The sequence below is a fragment of the Pseudoxanthomonas sp. genome (assembly GCF_027498035.1).
Taxonomy (GTDB): domain Bacteria; phylum Pseudomonadota; class Gammaproteobacteria; order Xanthomonadales; family Xanthomonadaceae; genus Pseudoxanthomonas_A.
This window is the reverse complement of the sequence record NZ_CP114978.1, coordinates 3,838,490-3,862,479: the sequence shown is the minus strand read 5'-3', so window position 1 is coordinate 3,862,479 and position 23,990 is coordinate 3,838,490. Positions and strand designations below refer to the sequence as shown.

The 23,990-nt window shown below is 66.0% G+C and carries 18 protein-coding genes and 1 pseudogene; 5 read left to right on the top strand and 14 right to left on the bottom strand.

The annotated features are described in order from the left end of the window. Positions 1-6 precede the first annotated feature (6 nt). The 5 genes from purF to O8I58_RS16975 all read right to left on the bottom strand — a co-directional run bounded on the left by purF (position 7) and on the right by O8I58_RS16975 (position 6,904). The gene (gene purF, locus O8I58_RS16995; protein ID WP_298318704.1) at positions 7-1,476 is read right to left on the bottom strand and encodes an amidophosphoribosyltransferase; all 1,470 of its coding nucleotides are present in this window, start codon (positions 1,474-1,476) and stop codon (positions 7-9) included. Positions 1,477-1,527: 51 nt separating this feature from the next. Then, entirely contained in the window at positions 1,528-2,298 is a 771-nt protein-coding gene (locus O8I58_RS16990) for a CvpA family protein (protein ID WP_298318701.1), read from the bottom strand. A gap of 93 nt (positions 2,299-2,391) precedes the next feature. Continuing rightward, positions 2,392-3,393, bottom strand: a complete 1,002-nt coding sequence (locus O8I58_RS16985) for an SPOR domain-containing protein (RefSeq protein ID WP_298318699.1) — start codon at positions 3,391-3,393, stop codon at positions 2,392-2,394. Positions 3,394-3,457: 64 nt separating this feature from the next. After that, entirely contained in the window at positions 3,458-4,726 is a 1,269-nt protein-coding gene (folC, locus tag O8I58_RS16980) for a bifunctional tetrahydrofolate synthase/dihydrofolate synthase (RefSeq protein ID WP_298318695.1), read from the bottom strand. Positions 4,727-4,831: 105 nt separating this feature from the next. Beyond that, positions 4,832-6,904: a phosphocholine-specific phospholipase C gene (locus tag O8I58_RS16975; protein ID WP_298318693.1), complete on the bottom strand. Its 2,073-nt coding sequence runs from the start codon at positions 6,902-6,904 to the stop codon at positions 4,832-4,834. Between the two features lie 196 nt (positions 6,905-7,100). On the opposite strand from O8I58_RS16975, the gene O8I58_RS16970 reads away from it, so the two are divergent. Further along, on the top strand, positions 7,101-9,419 hold the full coding sequence (locus O8I58_RS16970; RefSeq protein WP_298318691.1) for a TonB-dependent receptor family protein: 2,319 nt from the start codon (positions 7,101-7,103) through the stop codon (positions 9,417-9,419). A gap of 129 nt (positions 9,420-9,548) precedes the next feature. After that, complete coding sequence (tdh, locus tag O8I58_RS16965; RefSeq protein ID WP_298318689.1) at positions 9,549-10,583, top strand: L-threonine 3-dehydrogenase; 1,035 nt, start codon at positions 9,549-9,551, stop codon at positions 10,581-10,583. A gap of 131 nt (positions 10,584-10,714) precedes the next feature. Here the strand turns inward: tdh and O8I58_RS16960 are convergent, their stop codons facing one another. The 5 genes from O8I58_RS16960 to O8I58_RS16940 all read right to left on the bottom strand — a co-directional run bounded on the left by O8I58_RS16960 (position 10,715) and on the right by O8I58_RS16940 (position 15,447). Further along, positions 10,715-11,422: a TorF family putative porin gene (locus O8I58_RS16960; RefSeq protein ID WP_298318687.1), complete on the bottom strand. Its 708-nt coding sequence runs from the start codon at positions 11,420-11,422 to the stop codon at positions 10,715-10,717. A 156-nt stretch (positions 11,423-11,578) separates the two neighbouring features. Beyond that, entirely contained in the window at positions 11,579-12,622 is a 1,044-nt protein-coding gene (locus O8I58_RS16955) for a sulfate/molybdate ABC transporter ATP-binding protein (RefSeq protein ID WP_298318684.1), read from the bottom strand. A 16-nt stretch (positions 12,623-12,638) separates the two neighbouring features. Beyond that, positions 12,639-13,553, bottom strand: a complete 915-nt coding sequence (gene cysW, locus O8I58_RS16950) for a sulfate ABC transporter permease subunit CysW (protein ID WP_298318682.1) — start codon at positions 13,551-13,553, stop codon at positions 12,639-12,641. Next, the gene (gene cysT / locus O8I58_RS16945; RefSeq protein WP_298318680.1) at positions 13,553-14,413 is read right to left on the bottom strand and encodes a sulfate ABC transporter permease subunit CysT; all 861 of its coding nucleotides are present in this window, start codon (positions 14,411-14,413) and stop codon (positions 13,553-13,555) included. Before cysT ends, cysW begins: the two co-directional genes overlap by 1 nt. Next, positions 14,410-15,447, bottom strand: a complete 1,038-nt coding sequence (locus tag O8I58_RS16940; protein ID WP_298318678.1) for a sulfate ABC transporter substrate-binding protein — start codon at positions 15,445-15,447, stop codon at positions 14,410-14,412. The genes cysT and O8I58_RS16940 overlap by 4 nt, the downstream gene beginning before the upstream one ends. Positions 15,448-15,637: 190 nt before the next feature. Here O8I58_RS16940 and kbl point away from each other — a divergent pair, with 190 nt between their 5' ends. Beyond that, positions 15,638-16,846 carry a glycine C-acetyltransferase gene (gene kbl, locus O8I58_RS16935; RefSeq protein ID WP_298318676.1) on the top strand — a complete coding sequence of 403 codons (1,209 nt, stop codon included), beginning with the start codon at positions 15,638-15,640 and terminating at the stop codon, positions 16,844-16,846. A 45-nt stretch (positions 16,847-16,891) separates the two neighbouring features. Here kbl and O8I58_RS16930 read toward each other — a convergent pair. The 3 genes and pseudogenes from O8I58_RS16930 to O8I58_RS16920 form a co-directional block, all read right to left on the bottom strand. Beyond that, positions 16,892-17,657: pseudogene (locus tag O8I58_RS16930) on the bottom strand (pseudouridine synthase). A gap of 48 nt (positions 17,658-17,705) precedes the next feature. Continuing rightward, positions 17,706-18,233: a hypothetical protein gene (locus O8I58_RS16925; RefSeq protein ID WP_298318674.1), complete on the bottom strand. Its 528-nt coding sequence runs from the start codon at positions 18,231-18,233 to the stop codon at positions 17,706-17,708. Positions 18,234-18,456: 223 nt separating this feature from the next. Continuing rightward, on the bottom strand, positions 18,457-19,536 hold the full coding sequence (locus O8I58_RS16920) for an OmpA family protein (protein ID WP_298318672.1): 1,080 nt from the start codon (positions 19,534-19,536) through the stop codon (positions 18,457-18,459). Positions 19,537-19,935: 399 nt separating this feature from the next. Between O8I58_RS16920 and O8I58_RS16915 the strand changes: the two genes are divergently transcribed. Continuing rightward, positions 19,936-21,960, top strand: coding sequence for an NADPH-dependent 2,4-dienoyl-CoA reductase (locus O8I58_RS16915; RefSeq protein WP_298323127.1), 2,025 nt, complete (start codon positions 19,936-19,938; stop codon positions 21,958-21,960). Positions 21,961-22,281: 321 nt separating this feature from the next. Beyond that, positions 22,282-22,740: a cell wall hydrolase gene (locus tag O8I58_RS16910; RefSeq protein ID WP_298318669.1), complete on the top strand. Its 459-nt coding sequence runs from the start codon at positions 22,282-22,284 to the stop codon at positions 22,738-22,740. Positions 22,741-22,830: 90 nt separating this feature from the next. Here O8I58_RS16910 and prpC read toward each other — a convergent pair whose 3' ends face one another. Further along, positions 22,831-23,988 carry a bifunctional 2-methylcitrate synthase/citrate synthase gene (prpC, locus tag O8I58_RS16905; RefSeq protein WP_298318666.1) on the bottom strand — a complete coding sequence of 386 codons (1,158 nt, stop codon included), beginning with the start codon at positions 23,986-23,988 and terminating at the stop codon, positions 22,831-22,833. Positions 23,989-23,990: the final 2 nt, after the last annotated feature.

Genomic DNA, 23,990 nt, shown 5'->3' with positions numbered 1-23,990 from the left:
GCGCGATCAGACCGCGCGGCGCTTGAGCTTGGCCTGGTCCGAGCGCGACTGCTGGATGCGCTCGAAATAGCCCGGGTCGATCCCGGTCACGTAGTTGCCGTCGAAGCACGAGGAATCGAACTTCTCCAGGTTGCGGTTGCCTTCGCGCACGGCTGCCTCCAGGTCTTCGATGTCCTGGTAGATCAGCCAGTCCACGCCGAGGAATTTCTCGATTTCCTCGACGCTGCGCGCGTTGGCGACCAGCTCGTCCACCGCCGGCATGTCGATGCCGTAGATGTTCGGGTGGCGCACCGGCGGCGCGGCCGAAGCCAGGTAGACCTTGCGTGCGCCCGCATCGCGGGCCATCTGCACGATCTGCTGGCTGGTGGTGCCACGCACGATGGAGTCGTCCACCAGCAGCACCACCCGGTTGCGGAATTCCAGGTTGATCGGGTTGAGCTTGCGGCGCACCGATTTCACCCGCTCGCCCTGGCCGGGCATGATGAAGGTGCGGCCGACATAGCGGTTCTTGATGAAGCCCTCGCGGTACTTCACGCCCAGCGTGTTGGAGATTTCCAAGGCCGCGTCGCGCGAGGTGTCCGGGATCGGGATGATCGTGTCGATGTCGTGGTCCGGGCGCAGGCGCAGGATCTTCTCGCCCAGCTTGATGCCCATGCGCATGCGCGCCTTGTGCACCGACACGTTGTCGATCATCGAGTCGGGACGGGCGAAGTACACGTATTCGAAGATGCACGGCGCGTGCTGCTGCGGCTCGGCGCACTGCTGGGCGAACAGTTCGCCGCGCGCGGTGATGACGATGCCTTCGCCCGGGGCGACGTCGCGGATGCGGGTGAAGCCCAGGATGTCCAGCGCGGCCGACTCGGAGGCCACGATGTATTCGGTGCCTTCGTTGTGCTCGCGCTTGCCCAGCACCAGCGGACGGATGCCGTGCGGGTCGCGGAACGCCACCAGCCCCAGGCCCAGGACCACGCTGACCACCGCATAGCCGCCCTTGCAGCGACGGTTGACGCCGGCCACGGCGCGCAGGGCGGCCTCCGGCGACAGCACGCGCTGGGTGTCCAGTTCGTGGGCGAAGATGTTCAGCAGGACTTCGCTGTCCGAATCGGTGTTGATGTTGCGGCGGTCGGTGGCGAACACCTCCTGGCGCAGCGCTTCGGTGTTGATCAGGTTGCCGTTGTGCGCCAGGGCGATGCCGTAGGGCGAGTTGACGTAGAACGGCTGGGCTTCGTCCATGCCTTCCGAGCCGGCGGTCGGGTAGCGGCAGTGGGCAATGCCCACGCGGCCTTCCAGCACGCTCATGGCCTTGGCACTGAACACATCGCGCACCAGGCCGTTGTCCTTGTGCACGCGCAGGCGCGTGCCGTCGGCGGTGGCGATGCCCGCGGCATCCTGGCCACGGTGCTGCAGCACCGTCAGGCCGTCATAGAGTTGCCCGGCAACATTCTGGTTGCCGACGATTCCGACGATGCCGCACATGGCGTTTTCTCCGCTGTTTTCGCTGCGAGTGATACGTGGCTTGGGCGGCCGTCACTGGCCTTTGGAAGGTGCCACGACCCGTGCCGGGTCGCGTTCATTGGGGCGCACTTGGGCCGGGTCGCCCTGTGGCGTGGCCGGGTCGTTCAGGGGTTTGGGCAGGCCGTTGGACGCTTGTCCCTTGGCCCCGCCCAGTGCATCGGACACCGTTTGCCCGAGTTGCGGCAGCTGCGCGGCTGCCTGCTGGAAACTGTCGTTGAGGGCGCCATTATCGCCTGACAAAGGCAGCTTGTTGAGATCCATGTTGCGCAACTGATCCATGTTCAGGTTCTGCATGTCCGGCATGGTCGGCATCTGCGGCATGGAGAAGTCCGGCAGCTGGGCGCGCATCCAGCTGGCGCCAGGCTCCAGTACCGGCAGCACGCGCGAATTCCGCCAGCTGCTTTCGCCGGTCAGCGGCGTGAAGGACATCAGCAGCACCAGCACGCAGGCGAAGAATCCGCCCCGCACCAGGCCTAGGCCGCCACCGGCCAGCCGGTCCACGCCCGACAGGCGGGTGTTGCGCACCGAAGCCTTGATGACCATGCCGATCAGCGCCACCACGATCATCACGCCGACGAAGGTCAGCGCGTAGCCGCCCAGGTAGTCGGTCATTCCCACATGGCCGCCGCCGGCGAATTTCGCCGCGGCATCGCCACCGAACATGAAAGCCGCCCAGCCGGCCAGCAGCCACGACAGGGTGCCGACGATGATCCCGACGAAACCGCGCAGCAGCCCCAGCAGGGTGGACACCACGATCACGGTGCCCAGGACCAGGTCGATCATGCGCTCCCCCCCGCGTGGCGAGCCGATGCGGGCGGGACGTTCATTGCAGGTATCGCGGTCATCGGTTCTCCCTTCCGTGGACGAACGATCAGCTTATGGGTGCGGGCGGACGATTCCGGTCAGGCCATTGCGCGCGGCCACCTGGGCCTTGAGCTGGTCGGCCTCGGCCCGGCTGGAGACCGGCCCGACCCGCACGCGGAACAGACGGGCGCTGTCGGTGGATACCGGCTCGACGAAGGCGCTGAAGCCGTTGCCGCGCAGCTTGTCACGCAGTGCGTTGGCGTCGGTTTCCTTGCCGAACGCACCGACCTGCAGGGCGAAGCCGACACCGGTTGCGGCCGGCTTGGGCACGGCGGCGACCGGCGGCTTGGCCGGTTCGGCAGCAGGCTTGGGCGCGACTGGCGCAGGCTTGGGTGCTTCCGGCCTGGCCGGGGCCGCCGCCGGCGGCGCCTGCGACGCCAGCTGCGCAGCGTCGGAATCCGGCGCCGGCCGCGCGGGGGCGGCAGCCGGGCCCGGCGTGGCGGCGGTGGCCGGCACGTCGGTGGTGGCATCGAGCGAGATCACTTCAGCCTTCACATCGCTGCGCACCTTGAGCGCGGCGATGCGGGCGATCTCGGCCTGCGATTGGTTGGCATACGGCCCCACGCGCACGCGCCAGGCCGGCTTGCCGCCGATGCTGGCTTCCTGGCGGAAGGCATCCAGCCCGGACTGGCGCAGGCGGTCGATGACGATGTCGGCATCGGCCTGGGTCGCGTAGGCACCGAAGCTGACGGCGTAATCACCGCCCGCGGTGACCAGCGGCAGGCCCTGCGCGTTGGTCGGCGCGGGCGCCGCGTCGGCCGGCTTGAGCGTCTCGGTGCCCTGTGGCGCCTGGGCCGGCATGCCGGTGGCGCCATTGGCGCCGGGCTGGCCGGGCGTGACCAGTGGCAGTTCGCGGGTCTCGAACTGGCCGGCCGGCGCATTCGGTACGTCGGTGGACACATCGGCGACGCCGCTGTCGCTGGCGGGGCCCTTGACCAGCATGGGCAGGAAGATGACGGCCAGCGCCACGAGGACGATGGCGCCGATGATGCGGTTTCTCAAAGCGGTATCCATCGTCGTGGGCGACGGCTTCAGGTGAAGTAGCTGCGAATTATATGCGCGGCAGCCGCCGCGCTCCTCATCGGCCTGAACCCAGCACCGCCAGCGCTTCGGCCGCGGTATGGAAGGAACCGAACACCAGCACCCGCTCGCCGGGCCGGGCGGTGGCCAGGGCGGCATCGAGCGCCTGGGCCACGGTCTCGAACTGCGGCGCCTGCGCGGCATCGGTACCGGCCAGCGCTGCGGCGAGCGCCGCGGCATCCCGCCCGCGTGGCGTGCCCGGCTCCAGTCCGGCCAGCGACCACGCAGCGACCTTGCCTTCCAGCGCCTGGACCACGCCGGCCACGTCCTTATCCGACAGCGCGGCGAAGACCGCATGGGTCGGCAGCGGGTGGCGTTCGAGGAACGCCGCGAGTTCGCGCGCGGCCTGCGGGTTGTGGGCGACGTCCACGCGGATTTCCACGCCCTCGCGCTCGAAGCGCTGCAGGCGGCCCGGCAGCCGTGCGTTGCCGATGCCCGCGGCGAACGCCGCCTGCGGCAGTTCTTCGGGTAGCGCGCGCAGCGCGGCCACGGCGGTGGCGGCGTTGGCGCGCTGGACCGGCGCATCCAGGAGTGGCGCCGGCAGGAGCAGCTCGGTGCCGACCTCGCGCCAGCGCCAGCGGCCGTCTTCAGTCGGCTCGTGGAAGAAGTCGTTGCCCAGCTGGATCACGCCGGCGCCGATGGCATAGGCATGGGCCAGCACGCTGGACGGCGCACCGACTTCACCCAGCACCAGCGGCTTCCAGGCCCGGGCGATGCCGGCCTTCTCCTTGCCGATGGTTTCGCGGTCCTCGCCCAGCCAGTCGGTGTGGTCGATGTCCACGGTGGTGATCACCGCCACATCCGGGTCGATCACGTTGACCGCGTCCAGGCGCCCGCCCAGGCCGACTTCCAGCACCGCCAGGTCCAGCCCCGCACGCTGGAACAGCCACAGCGCGGCCAGCGTGCCGTATTCGAAATAGGTCAGCGGGATCTCGCCCCGCGCGGCATCGACGGCTTCGAACCCCGCCACCAGCGCCGCGTCATCGGCATCGACGCCGTCGATACGCACGCGCTCGTTGTAATGCAGCAGGTGCGGCGAGGTGTAGGCGCCGACCTTCCAGCCGCCTGCGCGGGCGATGGCCTCGATGAAGGCCACGGTCGAACCCTTGCCGTTGGTACCGCCGACGGTGATGACCTGGCGCGCCGGGCGCTCCAGCCCCAAGGCCGCAGCAACCGTGCGCACGCGATCCAGCCCCAGTTCGATGGCGCTGGGGTGCTGGGCCTGGATGAAGTCCAGCCACTGGGCGAGGGTTTGGGGACGGGACATCGGCGGGAACTGCACGAGCAAGGGGGCTCCTATTGTGGACGCAGCCCCCACGATGCGACATCCCGACCGGTTCATTCACCGCGGTGAATGCAGCGCTCCGGTCGCTCAGACTTTGGCGGACCGCCCGATCGCCGGGTCGCTGCGACTCGGCCGGCCGGTTTCCAGATGCCCGGCCAGACGGCGGCGGAAGGGTGTTCCCGACAGTTCCACCTGCAGGTCGTACCAGTGGTCGCTGGCGGCCAGATCAAAGCCTAGCCGCTCGGTCTGGCCGGCAGCCAGCACCACGCGACGCGGCGTGGGATCGCCATAGTCCAGCGCGCGCACTTCCAGGGTGCGGGCCTGTGTTCCGGGATTGTCCAGCACCAGCAGCAGCTGGCCGCCGCTGGCGCTGGCGATCACGTCGGGGACGGGCTCGCTTGCGGCCGTCGCGCCTTCGAATTCGCGCAGGAAGCCATTCGGCCCGTGTACCGCCAGCGAATAGTTACCAGCCGGCAGGCCATGCGGCGCATCGATGACCTCGCTGTGCGGCATCACCGTGTAGTACCAGGGGCCGGCATCGCTGCCGTAGGCATAGACGTTGAACACCGCGGCCGCATCGCCAGCGTTGACCAGGGTCAGGCGCAAACCGTCCGCGCCGTGGTGCGCATGCACCTGCAGGGCATACGGCAAGGCACGCGCCGGACGCTGGCCGGGCTCCTGTGTTGGCTGCACCTGGCGTGCTGGCACCACCGGTAGCGGCAGCTTGGCCGAAGCCGCCATCCGCGCCAGGTAATCAGTCGTGGACGGCAGCGCCTCCAGCGCCGAGTCGTCCGGCGTGCGGAAGTCGAACACCGTGCTCAGGTCCCCCGTCACCGCGCGACGCCATGGGGTGATGTTCGGTTCGACCACGCCAAAGCGCTGCTCCAGCAACCGCAGCACCGAGGTGTGGTCGAACACCTGCGAGTTCACCCAGCCCCCGCGCGTCCACGGCGACACCACCGTCATCGGCACGCGCACGCCCAGCCCGACCGGAACGCCGTTGTAGCTTTCGCCGCGCACGTCCACCTGGCTCACGCCCATGGTCGCGTCCAGTGCGGGCAGCGGTGCGGGCATGTGGTCGAAGAAGCCATCGTTCTCGTCGTAGTTGATGATCACGCACGACCTGCCCCAGACCTCCGGATTGGCCGTCAGCGCATCGATCAGGCGCGACACCAGCGACTCGCCGTAGGCAGGCGTGGCTTCGGGGTGTTCGCTGTAGGCGTACGGCGCCACGATCCACGACACCTGCGGCAGCGTGCCGGCCTGCACGTCGGCGGCAAACGCATCGACCAGGTGCTGTGCGGTGCTCTGCCGGGCGTTCTCCGGCGTGGAGCCCGCCACCACCGCGCGACCGCGCTGGTACAGCTCACCGCTGGTATCCATGCCGCGGAACTTCGCGAACGAGGACAGCGGGTTGTCGCCGAAGTTGTCCAGCTCCTGGTAGACCTGCCAGGTGATGCCAGCCGCCTGCAGGCGTTCGGCATAGGTGGTCCATTCCATGCCAACGAACCCGGGCTTGTCGCGCGACATGTCCGAGGTCCAGTTGCCGTCGTCGGCGTTGTCGATCGACTGCGCGCCGAAATTCCCCACTGCCATGCCGCTGGTGCCGCTGAAGAAGTACATGCGGTTGGGATTGGTCGGCCCGTGCAGCGAGCAGTAATAGCCATCGCAGACGGTGAAGGCATCGGCCAACGCGTGGTAGTACGGAATGTCCGCGCGGCTGAAGTGGCCCATCGTCATTTCACTCTTGTACGGCACCCAGCTGTCGTAGGCCTGCCAGCGTTTCGGGTCCTGGCCGTGCCCGCCTTTCCACGAGTGATCCAGGCTGGCGATCATCGGTGCGCGTGTCGTCGTCGCGTCCATCGCGAACGGCATGCGCTCGGTGCCATCGCCGGCGGGCTGGCGCCACACCGGATTGCCGTTGCGCAGTTTCAGCGGCCGCGGATCGTCGAACCCGCGCACGCCGCGCAGCGTGCCGAAGTAGTGATCGAACGAGCGGTTTTCCTGCATGACGATGATGAAGTGCTCCACGTCCTGCAGTGTGCCGCTGCGCGTGGAGGCCGGCAGCGTCAGCGCACGCGCGATGGACGCCGGCATCACGCCGGCTGCGGACAGCGCGGCCACGCGCGCAAGAAAGTCACGACGGGACAACACGGGCATGCGCAGGGAATCCTGATGCGGGGATGACAGACAGCGCACCGGTATAAGACCAACGCGCTTCAACTTGAAGACAACGTACGCGACATCGCGATGTCATCGGAACTTCATCTGCCGTTGCCACGCTGCGTGCCTACGCGATGTTGCGTGACGTCTCTCCCCTTCCCCTGCATCAGGTTGTTCCTCCATGCTGAAATCCATGCCCCGCCTGCGCCCGACCGCGCTTGCGATCGCGCTTGCCTGTGCCTTCCCGGCCCTGGCCGGTGCGGTTGAACCCGCCGTCGATGCTGCCACCGACGCCGATGCCGATACCGCCGCGGCCGATGCCAATGGCGCCAAGCAGCTCGACGCGGTCTCGGTGGTCGCCCGCGGTTCGACGCGCCAGGTGCAGCACATCAGCCAGCAGGACATCGAACGCCTGCCCGCCGGCAGCAGCCCGCTGAAGGCCATCGACAAACTGCCCGGCGTGCAGTTCCAGTCGGCCGACGCCACCGGTGCCTACGAGTGGGCTACGGCGACCTACCTGCACGGCTTCGACCAGAGCCGCCTGGGCTTCACCCTGGATGGCGTGCCGCTGGGCAACATGAGCTATGGCGTGACCAACGGCCTGTCGATCACCCGCGCGATCCAGTCCGAGAACATCGGTTCGGTCGAACTGGCCCAGGGCGCCGGCGCGCTCGGCACCGCGTCCAACAGCAATCTCGGCGGCACGCTGCAGTTCTACTCGGCCGATCCGTCCAGCGAGTTCGGCGCGCGCGTCAGCCAGACCTTCGGCTCGGACAGTGCCAAGCGCACCTTCGTGCGCGTGGACACCGGCGACCTCAACGGCTTCTCCGCCTATGTGTCCTACGCCGCCTCGGACATGGACAAGTGGAAGGGTGACGGCATCCAGAAATACGAGCAGTTCAACGCCAAGGCGGTCTACGCCTGGGGCGACGGCAACCGCATCAGCCTGTTCGTGGACAAGTCACGCCGCAAGGAACAGGACTACATGGACCTGTCACTGACCAGCCAGAAGGCGCTGGGCTGGAACCAGGACTACCTGACCCCGGACTGGGCCACCGCCGCGCAGATGGCCAACGCCTACCAGTCCACCGGCACCTACGCGGGCGTGGCCAACGGCTATCCGTCCTCGCTGGCATCGCTGCCGGCCGACTACGACTGGCTGGATTCGACCTATTACTGGGGCGCGGGCCTGCGCAACGACACGCTGGCCGCGCTGGCCGGCAGCTTCAACCTGGCTGGCGCCGCCACCCTGGACGTGACCGGCTACTACCACGGCAACCGCGGTGAAGGTCAGTGGGTCACGCCATACGTGCCGTCCTCGGCCACCGTGCCGCTGTCGATGCGCACCACCGACTACGGCCTGGACCGTTTCGGCGCAACCGGCGCGTTGAAGTTCACCCTGGGCCGGCACGACATCGAGATCGGCGGCTGGGCCGAGAACAGCCAGAACACCCAGGAGCGCAACTACTTCGCACTCGACGGTGCCTTCACCTCGGTCTACAACTTCTACGACGTGGGCACGCCGTTCTACCGCCAGTTCCTGCAGAAGTACCAGACCAACACGCGCATGGCCTATGCGCAGGACACGGTGCACCTGATGGACGAGCGCCTGACCGTCAACTTCGGCGCCAAGGCGATCAGCACCGAGATCACCGCCCGTTCGCTGGTGGCCAGCAGTTCCTATGCGCAGGGCAGCATCAAGGCCGACGACAGCTTCCTGCCGCAGGCCGGCGCGAGCTACGCACTGGACGACCAGCAGGACGTCTACGCGTCCTACAGCAAGAACATGGCCGCGTTCGACTACAGCCCGTTCGCCACCGGCCAGGCCACCTTCGACAGCCTGCGTTCCTCGCTGAAACCCGAGGAATCGCAGACCCTGCAGCTGGGCTACCGCGCCCACGGCGACCAGTACGAAGCCTCGGCCGGCGTCTACTACACCAGGTTCAAGAACCGGCTACTGACTATCTCCCCATGCAGCGCGATCCAGACCTGCTCGGCGATCCTGAGCAACGTCGGCGACGTGCAAAGCACCGGCCTGGACCTGGCCTTCATCTGGAAGCCCATCGACGGCCTGAGCTGGCTCAACACCGTGTCGCTGGACCGCTCCAAGTACCAGGACGACTACCTCAACAGCGGCGTGGTCGAAACCAGCGGCAAGTACGTGGTCGGCATTCCCTCGCTGATGTTCTCCTCCAGCCTGAACTACCGCCTGGACGGCTGGAAGTTCGGCCTGGACGGCAAGTACACCGGCCGCCGCTACATCACCTACCTCAACGACTCGCGCGTACCGGCCTACACGGTGTTCAACGCCAGCGCCGGCTACGACTTCGGCCAGGTCGGCTTCCTGTCCAACGTCGGCGTGTCGCTGAACATCACCAACCTGGCTGACAAGAAGTACTTCGCCACCACCGGCACCAATGGCTTCGTCGCCTCCGATCCGCAGGGCTACAACCAGACCCTGATGGCCGGCGCGCCGCGCCAGGCGTTCTTCACCATTGACGCCCGTTTCTGAACGGCGGCGCCGGGCTGGCCCCCCCCCCCCCGCGGGACGGCCCGGCGCACGAACCGTGTCAGGTGAAACGGATTCGGACGCCCCGGCGCTTATAATCCGCGTCCTCTTTGGCTTGGGTTCTCTCGCACCATGGCGGACACGATGAAGGCGCTGGTCAAGCGCGAAGCGGGCAAAGGCATCTGGCTGGAAACCGTACCCAAGCCCACGCCCGGCCCCAACGATGTGCTGGTCAAGCTGGAAAAGACCGCCATCTGCGGCACCGACCTGCACATCTACCTGTGGGACGAATGGAGCCAGCGCACCATCAAGCCCGGCCTGACCATCGGCCATGAGTTCGTCGGCCGCATTGCCGAGCTGGGCTCGGCCGTGACCGGCTACCAGGTCGGCCAGCGCGTCTCGGCCGAAGGCCACATCGTCTGCGGCCACTGCCGCAACTGCCGTGGCGGCCGCCCACACCTGTGCCCCAACACGGTCGGCATCGGCGTCAACGTCAACGGCGCCTTCGCCGAATACATGGTGATGCCGGCCAGCAACCTGTGGCCGATCCCGGACCAGATCCCGAGCGAACTGGCTGCCTTCTTCGACCCCTACGGCAACGCCGCGCACTGCGCGCTGGAGTTCGACGTGATCGGCGAGGACGTGCTGATCACTGGCGCCGGCCCGATCGGCATCATCGCCGCAGGCATCTGCAAGCACATCGGCGCGCGCAACGTGGTGGTCACCGACGTCAACGATCTCCGCCTGAAGCTGGCCGCCGACATGGGCGCCACCCGCGTGGTCAACGTCGCCAACACCTCGCTGAAAGACGTAATGGCCGACCTGCACATGGAGGGCTTCGACGTGGGCCTGGAAATGAGCGGCAACCCGCGCGCCTTCAACGACATGCTCGACTGCATGTATCACGGCGGCAAGATCGCCATGCTCGGCATCATGCCGCGTGGCGCCGGCGCCGACTGGGACAAGATCATCTTCAAGGGCCTCACCGTCCAGGGCATCTACGGCCGCAAGATGTACGAGACCTGGTACAAGATGACGCAGCTTGTTCTGAGCGGGTTCCCGCTGGGCAAGGTGCTGACCCACCAGCTGCCGATCGACGATTTCCAGAAGGGCTTCGACCTGATGGAGGAAGGCAAGGCCGGCAAGGTCGTACTGAGCTGGAACTAAAAACGCCATTGAACTCAACACAAAGGCGCCGAAAGGCGCCTTTGCTGTATACATCGCCAGGACGTGCGCTTTAATCGTCCAACGAAACAGGGCGCCTTGCGGCGCCCTGTGTTCAATCACTTCACCAGCGCTTAGTTGGCGACAGTGATGCTGACCACGAAGCGGCTGTCGGCGATGTCGCCGTAGGCATCGCGGCCATCGCCATCGGTGCCGATGAAGGCAGCCGTCAGTGTCGCCGGCCCGAAGGCCTTGGCAAGGCTCACCGACCAGTCCTTGTAGTCGCGGCCGACATTGCCATCGGCGAACTCGGTCACGCCACCGGTCGCGGCAACGGTGAAGTCATTCGGCAGCCCCCAGCTGATGCCACCCTGGTAGTACCAGCTGTCGGTGTCGGACTTAAACACGTCGTTGGTGTAGGCCACCTGCACGGTGTAGTGCTCGGCGATGGTCGCCTTGCCGATGTATTCGTTGTAGTTACCCGAACCGGCGCCCGGATAGTTGTAGCGGTTGACCATGAAATCCAGGTTGAGCCACTCGGCCGCATCGAGGTTGTAGCCCACGAACGCGTCCACTTCGTAATCGGGATCGCCGGCGCCGAAATCCACGTTGGAGGCCCAGGTGCCGATATAGATGCCGACCGGGGTGGTGTAGGTCAGGCCAGGCTGAAAGGCCGGGCCAACATCGGTCTGTGACAGGCCACGGAAGCGGTAGTCGGTGGTGGCGGTCAGCGACCAGGCCCACGGGGACTTCTCTTCTTCGGGCGCTTCCTGGGCAAGGGACACCATCGGCAATCCGGCCAGGGCAACGAGCAGGGCATAGCGCAAGGTCTTCGACTTCATCGGACTCTCCAGCAAGGGTGGGGACGGAGATCGGCCTTCTACAACCGCGGTGCGTCATGCGACGTACTGCGTGGTTTCACTTTTTTTTAACCGCCCCGATATTGCGTTGCGGAAACTCCCGCCGTCAACCCCATGTTTTTGTTGCTGTTGCAACCGTCAGCTGGCGGCAAAAACGCCGAAATAGGCAGGCTGAAGGACGACCTCCGCACCGACCGCCGGCACCGGTGTGCTGGCCGGCAGTTCCAGTTCCAGCGGCGTGCCGTCGGCCAGTTGCGCATGCAGACGCAGACGTGGCCCGCTGCGCTGGATGCTGACCACGCGCGCGTGCCAGCCGGCCGCGCCATCCACGACCAGACGCAGATCCTGTGGCCGCACGTAGAGGCCCACCGGCCCATCAGGCGCGTGGCCGTGCTCGGGCATGGCCAGTTGCAGGCCATGCACCTGCAGTTGCGCACCGGCCTTGGTTCCCGCCACCCGATTGGCTTCACCGACAAAGCCATACACGAATGGCGATGCCGGCTGGTCGTAGACCTGTGCCGGGGTGCCGATTTGTTCGATCCTGCCCTTGTTGAGGATGGCCACGCGGTCGGCCAGTTCCAGGGCTTCTTCCTGATCGTGGGTGACGAACACCGTTGTCACGCCGGTGGCTTCATGCACCTGGCGCAGCCAGCGACGCAGGTCGCGACGCACCTGCGCATCGAGCGCGCCGAAGGGCTCGTCCAGCAGCAGCACTTTCGGCTCGATCGCCAGTGCGCGCGCCAGGGCCACGCGCTGGCGCTGGCCGCCGGAAAGCTGTGCCGGATAGCGCTGGCCCAGCCCATCCAGCTGCACCAACTTCAGCAGTTCCTGCACGCGGGCGTTGATCTTCTCCTTCGGCCAGCGATGCTTGCCGCGGCGCACTTTCAAGCCGAAGGCGATGTTCTCGTCCACGCGCATGTGCTTGAACAATGCGTAGTGCTGGAACACGAACCCCACGCCCCGCTGCTGCACCGGCAGTGCGGTCGCATCGCCACCGTCAAACAGCACCCGGCCGCTGTCGGCGTGTTCCAGCCCGGCGATCACGCGCAGCAGCGTGGTCTTGCCGGAGCCCGACGGCCCCAGCAACGCCAGCAGTTCACCCGGACGGATCTCCAGGCGGATGTCATCCAGCGCGGTGAACGCGCCGAAGCGCTTGCCCAGATGATCGACGGTGATGCCCATGCGTGTTGCAGCCTTCTCAGTGTCGGTGGCTGGCGGCGAGCGCTTCGCCGTGGCGCCATTCGAGCCATGTCTTGAGCACCAGGGTCACCAGTGCGCTCAATGCCAGCAGTGACGCGGCGGCGAAAGCCGCACTGTAGGCGTATTCGTTGTAAAGGATTTCCACGTGCAATGGCAGCGTGTTGGTGCGCCCGCGGATGTGGCCGGACACCACCGACACCGCGCCGAATTCACCCATCGACCGTGCACTGCACAGCAGTACGCCGTATAGCAGCGCCCAGCGGATATTGGGTACGGTCACGCGCCAGAAGGTCTGCCAGCCGTTGGCGCCCAGGCTGAGCGCGGCCAACTCCTCGTCGCTGCCCTGCTGCTCCATCAACGGCATCAGCTCACGCGCAATGAAGGGGAACGTCACGAAGGTCGTCGCCAGCACGATACCCGGCAGCGCGAACACGATCTTCGGCAGTTGGATCAGCGTGTCGCCCAGCAGCGGCAGGTCCACGCGCCAGCCGTGATCGATCAGCGGCCAGGCCCAGCCCTGCGCGCCGAAGATCAACACGAATACCAGGCCCGCCACCACCGGCGAGACCGCGAACGGCAGGTCGACCAGGCTCACCAGGATGCGTTTCCCCGGGAAATCATGCTTGCTTACCGCCCAGGCAGCGGCCACGCCGAATACCAGGTTCAACGGCACCACGGTCGCGGTGACCACGAAGGTCAGGCGGATCGCCGCCAATGCGTCGGGGTCGCGGATCGCAGTGAGGAATGCAGCCCATCCGCCGCGCAACGCTTCGCTGAAAACCAGCACCAGCGGCAGCAGCAGGAACGAAAACAGGAACAGCAGCGCCAGCACCACCAGCGAGCCTTTCACCCAGGTCGGTTCGGTGGTCGGCGAACGCGGCCGTGCGCTGCGGGAGAGCGGGACGCTGGCCATCAGACCAGCGCCTTCATGCCGCGACGCGCCAGCTGCGCCTGCAGCGTATTGATGACCAGCAGCAGCGCGAACGACAGCAGCAACATGGCCGCGGCGATCGCGGTGGCGCCGGCGTAGTCGAACTCTTCCAGCTTGATCGTGATCAGCAGCGGTGCGATCTCCGACACGCCGGGCAGGTTGCCGGCGATGAAGATCACCGAGCCGTACTCACCCACGCCACGCGCGAACGCCAGCGCGAAACCGGACAGCACCGCCGGCCACACCGAGGGCAGCACCACCGACAGCACGGTGCGCAGGCGCCCTGCGCCCAGGCTGGCGGCGGCTTCTTCAAACTCTATTTCCGCTTCGGCCAACACCGGCTGGACCACGCGCACCACGAACGGCAGGCCGATGAACACCAGTGCCACGGTGATCCCCAGCGGTGTGTAGGCGACCTTGATGCCACCGGCTTCCAGCCAGCGCCCGATCCAGCCAGTCGGCCCATACAGCTGGGTCAGCGCGATCCCGGCCACGGCGGTGGGCAGCGCGAATGGCAGGTCGATCATCGCGTCGAACAACCGCTTGCCCCAGAAGTCGTAGCGCACGAACACCCAGGCCACCAGCGTCCCGGCCACCGCGTTGAAGGCCGCCGCCGCCAGCGCGGTCCCGAAGCTGATCCGCAGCGCCGCCAGCACGCGCGGATCGGTCCACACCGCCCACAATCCGTGCCAGCCCAGGCCCGCCGATTTGATGAAAAGCCCCGCCAGCGGCAACAACACGATCAGCCCGAGCCACAACAAGGTGGTGCCCAGGCTGAGACCGAAGCCGGGAATCACCCGCCTTCGGCGCTGACGCTGTACTGCGACGCCGGCTGCGCTCAACGCTTCTTGCCTGCCAGCATCTTGTCGAACTCACCGCCATCGGCAAAGTGCGTGGCCTGTGCCTTGGCCCAGCCGCCGAAGGCCTCGTCCACCGTCACCAGCTTCACTTTCGGGAAGCGTGCGATGTCGGCCGGATCGGCGAACTCGGGATGACGCGGGCGGTAGTAGTTGTGCGCGATGATCTTCTGCGCTTCCGGCGTGTACAGGAACTCAAGATAGGCCTGCGCCTCGGCGCGGGTGCCGTGCTTGTCCACGTTCTTGTCGACCAGCGCGACCGGCGGCTCGGCCAGGATCGACAGTTTGGGCACCACGATGTCGAACTTGTCCGGGCCAAGTTCTTCCTGCGACAGGAAGGCCTCGTTCTCCCAGGCCAGCAACACGTCACCGATCCCGCGCTGGACGAAGGTGGTGGTGGCGCCACGCGCGCCGGTATCGAGTACCGGCACGTTATTGAACAGCGCAGTCACCATGCGCCGGGTCTTGGCCTCGTCGCCCTTGAAGATGTACTGGCCATAGGCCCAGGCCGCCAGGTAGTTCCAGCGCGCGCCGCCGGAGGTCTTCGGGTTCGGCGTGATCACCGCCACCCCCGGCTTGAGCAGGTCCGGCCAGTCCTTGATCTGCTTCGGGTTGCCCTTGCGCACCAGGAACACGATCGTCGAGGTGTACGGCGTGCTGTTGTCGGGCAGGCGCTTCTGCCAGTCGGCCGGCAGCAGCTTGGCCTGCTCGGCGATCGAATCGATGTCGTAGGCCAGCGCCAGGGTGACCACGTCGGCCTCCAGGCCATCGATCACCGCACGCGCCTGCTTGCCCGAGCCGCCGTGCGAGGCTTCCACCTGGATCGGCGTGCCGTGCTTGGCCTGCCATTCCTTGGAGAACTCGGCATTGAGGTTGCGGTACAGCTCGCGGGTCGGGTCGTAGGACACGTTGAGCAGCTGCTTCTGCTGCGCCACCGCAGCGGCGGCCAGGGTCAGGACACAGGCGGCCATGGCAATGGCGAACACATGGCGCAGGCGACCGGATCGGAATGTGGACATGGCAGACCTCGTGGGCGGGGCGGCAAGGCCGCGTTCAGTAAACGTCATGCTGCACAGGCATGAGTGTGCCGCGAAATAATGAAAGGAAGCGTGCTTATCTCCAACAGGAATCAGCCAGGGCATGATGACAGTGCTGAAAGACCACCGGCGTAAAATGGCCGCCCGTTCAGCCGCCACAGGCCCTCGCCCGATGACCGACGCCCACCCCGCCCTGACCCATCGCTACGCCGAGGAACTGGAGGGCATCCGCGATGCCGGCCTGTTCAAGTCCGAGCGCATCATCACCGGCCCGCAGTCGGCGGAAATCACCCTGGAAGATGGCCGCACGGTGTTGAACTTCTGCGCCAACAACTACCTGGGCCTGGCCGACCATCCGGACATCATCGCCTCGGCCAAGGCGGCGCTGGACACGCACGGTTTCGGCATGGCCTCGGTGCGCTTCATCTGCGGCACCCAGGACCTGCACAAGCAGCTGGAAGCCAGGATTGCCAGCTTCTTCGGCAAGCAGGACACGATCCTGTACGCGGCGTGCTTCGACGCCAACGGCGGGCTGTTCGAGCCACTGTTGGGCGAGGACGACGCGATCATTTCCGATGCGCTCAATCATGCCTCGATCATCGACGGCGTGCGTCTGTGCAAGGCCAAGCGCTTCCGCTACGCCAACTGCGACATGGCCGACCTGGAAGCCCAGCTGCAGGCCGCCGACGCAGCCGGCTGCAAGACCAAGCTGATCACCACCGACGGCGTGTTCTCGATGGATGGCTTCATCGCCCCGCTCGATGAGATCACCACGCTGGCAAGGAAGTACGGCGCACTGGTCCACATCGACGAATGCCACGCCACCGGCTTCCTGGGTGAGGCCGGCCGCGGCTCGGCCGAGGTCAAGGGCGTGCTGGACCGCATCGACATCATCACCGGCACCCTGGGCAAGGCCATGGGCGGCGCACTCGGCGGCTTCACCACCGCCAGCGCCGAGGTGATCGAACTGCTGCGCCAGCGTTCCCGCCCGTACCTGTTCTCCAATTCGCTGCCACCACATGTGGTGGCCGCTGGCATCACCGCCTTCGACATGCTCGGTGCCGCCGGCGGCCTGCGCACCCAACTCAAGGAGAACACGACCTACTTCCGCGAGAAGATGACCGTCGCTGGCTTCGACGTGAAGCCCGGCGTGCATCCGATCAGCCCGGTGATGCTGTACGACGCACCGCTGGCGCAGAAGTTCGCCGAGCGACTGCTGGAGGAAGGCATCTACGCGATCGGCTTCTTCTTCCCGGTCGTACCCAAGGGCCAAGCGCGTATCCGTACCCAGATCAGCGCCGCGCATACCCGCGCGCACCTGGATCAGGCCATCGATGCCTTCACCCGCATCGGCCACGAACTGGGTGTCCTGAAGGCCTGAGCGGCACCTGGCCTCTGGCACTGAAGCCCTCGCTATTGCCGGGTTTCAGCGCCGGCCGGACTTCGTCGGCGGCCCCAGCGCAGCGACCTCGGCAGCGCTCAAGTCGCGCCACGCGCCCTTGCCAAGTTCGCCCAGCGACAGCTCGCCGATGGCCACGCGCACCAGTCGCAGCACCGACAGATCGAAGGCCTCCAGCAGACGCCGGATCTGTCGGTTGCGGCCTTCGTCCAGGCCAATTTCCAGCCAGGCGTTACGGGTGCCGGTGCGCAACAGCGTGGCCCTGACAGCACGCAGCAGTTCGCCGTCCACAACCGCGCCGGCCTCCAGCGAGGCCAGCAGCGCCGCATCGGGAATCGCATCGACCTGCACGTGATAGGTCTTGTCCGGACCAGTCGCCGGATCGGTGATCGCTGCCGCCCAGGCCGGATCATTACTCAGCAGCAGCAGGCCTTCGCTCGGCCTTGTCCAGGCGTCCGACTGGCGCAAGCCAAGGCAGGCTGGCGCCGTCCAGGCAGCGGTAGACCGTGTCGCGTCCGCGCTCATCCGATGCCGTCGTGACCAGGCCACGTGGCTTGTTGAGCATCAGGTAGCGGCGCTCGGCTGCGGGCGCCTCCAGGCCTTCAACCGTGATCGTCGAACGGCCGGCCACGGTCGGGAACTCCGGGTCCAGCACCAGCCTGCCGTCCACGCGCACGCGTCCGGCAACAATCCAGCGTGCGGCCTCGGTGCGAGAGCACAAGCCGAGCTTGGACAGCGCGCGCGCCAGCCCGTGCCGGGGCGCCGTTTCGCGTGCCGGTCTGCGGATTGCCATCGTTGTTGATGCTTGAAAAGAAACCGGCCGGCGTCACACCGGCCAGGCTTACTTCGACTTGGCCGGATCGGCGACCGCAGGCGTGGCTGCCGGTGCCGTGGTGGCATCGCCCGGCGCTGCAGGTGCAGGCGCTGCAGCCGCCGGCTTGGCCTTGACCACGCGCACGCCCCGCGACTTCATCCAGGCATCGAACTCGTCGGCCGTCATGCGCTTGCCGTTCTGGTTCATGTCGAACCGCCAGGGCGAATTATCGAACTGGGTCTTGGGCTTGTAGGCCGCCGGATCGTTCGCCTTCAGCGCCGGCGTCGCCATCGCCAGTTCGCGGCAGCCATCGACCTTCAGCCGCAGCAACACGCGGTCCACCGACTGGGCTTCGTCGTAAGACTGGGCCAGCACGCCACTCGGCGCTCCCAGGCGCGTGGTGTTGGCGAACAGCTCTACCGCAACCGGCGGCAGGATCGTGGTCCGTTGCGGAATCGGCTGCGGGCTGACGCCGCTGCAGTTCTGCGCCTGCTGGGCGTGTGCGAACGGAGCGACGGCAAGCAGGGACAGCACCGCAAGAGGAATCGCGCGCATGAAGGGGTCTTGGCCTGGAAAAGAATTGCGCGAGTGTAGGCAAGCTGCCCACGGGCAATCAACCATCACGCGATGTTTTTCACGCAAATAACTGAAAAGAAAGACTGAATACGTTGCCTAACCGTTCTCTGGACGACAAAAAGCGAAAGCCCGGCACAGGGCCGGGCTTTCGCGGATTGCAAAGGAAGTGCGGCCAGGCCGGAACTTCCCCTGAGCTGCCAGATTAGTTCTGGACGTTCAGCTCGGTGCGACGGTTCTTCGCACGGCCTTCTGCGGTGTCGTTGGTGTCGATCGGACGGCTCTCGCCGTAGCCAACCGGACCCTGCAGACGCGAGGCATCAACACCGTTGCTGGTCAGGTAGTCGTACACAGCCTTGGCGCGACGCTCCGACAGCTTCTGGTTGTAGGCATCGGTACCGACCGAGTCGGTGTGGCCGGCGACTTCAACCTTCAGGTCGGGGTAACGCTGCAGGATCTGGGTCGCTTCGGACAGGATCGCCACGGCGTCCGGACGCAGGGTCGACTTGTCGAAGTCGAAGTTCACGCCCTTCAGGTCGATGGTGACCGGAGCCGGGCAGCCGTCCGGACCGATGGTCTGGCCAGCCTGCGAACCGGGGCACTTGTCGTCGCAGTTGTTGACGCCGTCACCGTCGTCATCCAGATCGGCGCAGGTCTGAGCCGGCGGCGGCGGCGGCGGCGGAGCAACCGGCTCGGCCTTGGTGCCCAGCGGGATCACGACACCGACCGAAGCCAGCACGTCACCAAAGTAGGACTCATCCGGAGCGCGGTAGCTGCTGTCGTTGAAATCGGCGCGATAGGCGACTTCAGCACGCACGGCGACCTTGCTTTCAAAGGTGGTCTGCAGACCAACGCCAACCTTGGCGGCGAAGTTGCCGTCCTTGTTCTCGCCCGGCGAATTCGGGTTCGGGTTGTTGTCGTACTCTTCTTCCGAACGCTGGTAGCCCAGGCCCGCCAGCACGTAGGGATTCCAGCCGCGGCCTTCCTTGATGAAGTGGCGACGCAGGTCGAACGAGATGCCGTACTGGCTCCAGTTCAGGCCGTCTTCCGGATCCAGCTGCGGGTTCTGGTAGTTCAGCTCACCATCCAGCGACCAGTTCGGGCTGATGAACTTACCCAGGCCGATCGAACCGAACGGGGCGTCATCGGTATTGCGGTCGCTGTCCTGCTTGTTCCAGCCAACTGCACCGGTCAGGTACCAACGGTCATCAAACTCCTGGGCCGAAGCGGCCTGCGCCAGGCTCAGTCCGGCCAGCATTGCGGCACAGAGAAGTTTCTTGTTCATTTGCGACTCCTTGAAAATCAGGGTTTTGAAAACCGTTTGCGTGGGAGCGGGGATATCCCCGGACTAACTGCATTCAGTCGAATGTTTGATCAGCGGTCAGGCCGTCAACACCGGCGCAGATTATGCAGGGGCTTGTGAAGACCACGTTAACGACAGCCTAACAAGTTATCCAGCGCCCTGCTCGGCGCGGGGCAGGTTATACGGGCGCCAAAGCGCACGGAGTGTGAAATCGACGCATCGGACTTGTATCCAAATCGTTCGTTTGCCCGGATTCAGCCCTGGAAACCAGACCCTTATGCCCTTTCCCTCTTGCCTGGGGAAAGGCGTTGCGGCACTGTGCGCGCACCCTCCGTACGCAAGCGTATTGAAATGCCCAGCCCCGACGCACGCCAGGCCTCGATGGACTCCGGAACGCCCTTCCCGCATCTGCTGCAACCGCTGGACCTGGGGTTCACCCAGCTGCGCAACCGGGTCCTGATGGGCTCGATGCATACCGGCCTGGAAGATCGCGCCGCGGATTTCCCCAGGCTGGCGGCCTACGTCGCCGAGCGCGCCCAGGGCGAAGTGGGGCTGATCGTCACCGGAGGCTTCGCCCCAAACCTGGTCGGCTGGCTCAAACCCTTCGGCGGCAAGTTGTCCTGGCCGTGGGAAGGCCGCCCACATCGACAGCTGACCCAGGCCGCGCACGCACACGGCGCCAAGATCTGCGCCCAGCTGCTGCATGCGGGACGCTATGCGTTCCACCCGCTCTCGGTGGCACCGTCGCGGATCAAGGCGCCGATCAACCCGTTCACCCCGCGCGCCCTCAGCGCCCGCGGGATCGAGCGACAGATCGATGCCTACGCCCATGCCGCGCGCATGGCCCGGGACGCCGGCTATGACGGCGTCGAGGTAATGGGCTCGGAAGGCTATCTGATCAACCAGTTCACGGCCGCGCGCACCAACCAGCGTGATGACGCCTGGGGCGGTGATGCACAACGCCGGATGCGCTTTGCCGTGGAGATCGTGCGACGCGTGCGGGAGGCCTGCGGCCCCGATTTCATCCTGATCTATCGGCTGTCACTGGTGGACCTGGTCGAAGGCGGCAACGCCTGGTCGGACATCGCCGCGCAGGCGCGTGCCGTGGAAGCGGCCGGAGCAACCCTGATCAATTCCGGCATCGGCTGGCATGAGGCGCGCGTCCCCACCATCGTCACCTCGGTCCCGCGTGCGGCGTTTGCCGACGTCACCGCCAAGCTGAAGGCCGAAGTCTCGCTGCCGGTCATCGCCACCAACCGCATCAACATGCCGCAGGTGGCTGAAGACATCCTCAGCGCCGGCAAGGCCGACATGGTGTCGCTGGCGCGTCCGCTACTGGCCGATCCGCAGTGGGTGCGCAAGGCGCGCCTTGGGCAAAGCGAGAAGATCAACACCTGCATCGCCTGCAACCAGGCCTGCCTGGATCACGTGTTCCAGAACAAGCGCGCGAGTTGCCTGGTCAATCCGCGCGCGTGTGCGGAAACCGAACTGCGCTACACCCAAGTTGCAGCACCGCGACGCGTCGCCGTGATTGGCGCAGGTCCCGCGGGCCTTGCCTGCGCGACGGTGGCCGCCGAGCGTGGCCACAACGTCACGCTGTTCGAAAGCAGCAGCGAGATCGGCGGCCAGTTCAATTACGCCAAGCGCATCCCGGGCAAGGAAGAATTCCACGAGACGCTGCGCTACTTCAACCAGCGCCTGGACGACACCGGCGTGACGGTGCGCTTGTCGACGCACGCCGACACCGACATGTTGCGGGGCTTCGATGACGTAGTGCTCGCTACCGGCATCACGCCGCGCGCCGTGGACTTCCCCGGCGCCGACCACGCCAAGGTCGTGAACTATGTCGAGGTGCTGTCCGGCCGCGCCGTGCCAGGCAAACGTGTTGCGCTGATCGGTGCTGGCGGCATCGGTTTCGACGTGGCCGAGTTCCTGGTGCAGCACGGCGCTTCGTCCAGTCTGGACAGCAAGCGCTGGATGGCCGAATGGGGCGTGGATGCCACGTTCGAAGCGCCCGGCAGCCTGATCCCTGCGCAGCCCGAAGCGCCTGCACGCGAAGTGTGGTTGCTGCAGCGCACGCCGGGACGCCCTGGCGCGAAACTCGGCAAGACTTCCGGCTGGGTCCATCGCGCCACGCTCAAGGCCAAGGGCGTCCGCATGCTCGGCGGCGTCGAATATCTCGGCGTCGATGACGAAGGCCTGCATGTGCGGATCGATGGCAGCACGCAGACGTTGCCCGTGGACACCGTGGTGATCTGTGCAGGCCAGGAACCACGCCGCGATCTTGTCGATGCATTGAAGGCGGCCGGCATCACGCCACATCTGATTGGCGGCGCCGATGTCGCAGCCGAACTCGATGCCAAGCGTGCCATCGACCAGGCCAGCAGGCTCGCCGCATCGTTGTGAGAGTCAGCGTGAAAGGCGCTGATTCATGCTGCGGAACAGCATCGCGGATCGCTCGCGGTGAGACGCTTCCTGCCTAGTCAGCAGTGTGAATGCAAGCGGCGATATTCAGGTGAGGTTTTGAATTTGGCCCGTACCTTGCGCCAACTTTCCGACCCGCCGCCCAGTTCAGGCGGGATCTTCTGGCCGACCTTTGATTCAGGCCAGACCCGGGCAGCCCGCGAGACGGCTGCCTCCCCATGACGCTCAACTGCATCGCTCCAACGTCTTCCCTCGCAACACGGGACGACCCAGGAGATGCGGCCAAACGGAGCAAGGAGTCTTATGAAACTGGCCTGGATCTTATGGCTGTCGCACAACATGTTGCCGCAGCCGGCCGCCGATTCGTTGTGCCTATCCACCACCGTCTACCTGGAAGCCCGCGATCAGAGCGTGCGTGGACAGGAAGCGGTTGCAGAAGTTGCCTTGCGCCGCCGTGATAGCGGCCTGTGGGGCGATTCGATCTGCGATGTGGTCACTGCACGTCATCAATTCGCACCTGGCATCGTTCCCGCCTCCACGCGCCTGCAGAACGGCAACGCCTGGGCCAAGTCGGTTTCGGTCGCGCTGGACTCGGAGCGCAACTGGTCGCTGCCCAATGGTTCGCGTCGTGAAATCGTGCCGGGTGCGAGCCACTTCGCCGCGCTCTCCATCGCAACGCCAAGCTGGAGCAACGCCTACACCGTGGCCACCATCGGCGACCACACGTTCTATCGCGTGCAGTCGCTCAAGCCGCGCCTGTAAGCCGGCACGCACGCCTGCATGAACGAAGAAGGGCCGGCATCGCCGGCCCTTCTCGCATCTGCACGACATCACGCACGCATCAACGATGCATCACACGCGCTTGCCGATCGGCACGAACGCCAGATCTTCCGGGCCGGTGTAGTTCGCACTGGGACGGATGATCTTGCCGTCGATGCGCTGCTCGATGATGTGTGCACTCCAGCCTGCTGTGCGCGCGATGACGAACAGCGGCGTGAACATCGCCGTCGGCACGCCCATCATGTGGTAGCTCACCGCGCTGAACCAGTCCAGGTTCGGGAACATCTTCTTGATGTCCCACATCACCGTTTCCAGGCGCTCGGCGATGTCGTACATCTTGGTGCTGCCCTGCGCTTTGGAAAGATCCTGTGCGATCTGCTTGATCACCTTGTTGCGCGGATCGCTGACGGTGTAGACCGGATGGCCGAAGCCGATCACCACTTCCTTCCTTTCCACGCGCGCCTTGATGTCGGCCTCGGCTTCATCGGGCGAGTCGTAGCGCTTCTGGATTTCGAACGCGACTTCATTGGCACCACCATGCTTGGGGCCACGCAGTGCACCGATGCCGCCGGTGATCGCACTGAACATGTCGCTGCCGGTGCCGGCGATCACGCGGCACGCAAACGTCGATGCATTGAACTCATGTTCGGCATACAACACCAATGACGTGTGCATCGCCTTGACCCAGGCATCGCTTGGCTTCTCGCCGTGCAGCAGGTGCAGGAAATGCCCGCCGATGGAATCGTCATCGGTTTCCACTTCGATGCGGCGGCCGTTGAACGCGTAGTGGTACCAGTACAGCAGCATCGAACCGAGCGAGGCCATCAGCTTGTCGGCGATGTCGCGCGCGCCGGGATGGTTGTGATCGTCCTTCTCCGGCACCACGCAGCCCAGTACGGACACGCCCGTGCGCATCACGTCCATCGGATGTGCGCTGGGCGGCAGTTGTTCGAGCGCAGTCTTCACCGCTGCAGGCAGGCCGCGCAGCATCTTGAGCTTGGCTTTGTAGTCGCGCAACTCCGCTTCGGTCGGCAGCTTGCCGTGGACCAGCAGGTAGGCGATTTCCTCGAACTCGCTCCTGGCAAGATCCATGATGTCGTAGCCGCGGTAATGCAGGTCGTTGCCGGTACGACCGACAGTGCACAGTGCGGTGTTTCCTGCCGGCGTACCGGACAGTGCAACGGATTTCTTCGGCTTGAAGCCGGATGTGGCGGTGGCGGATTCGCTCATGG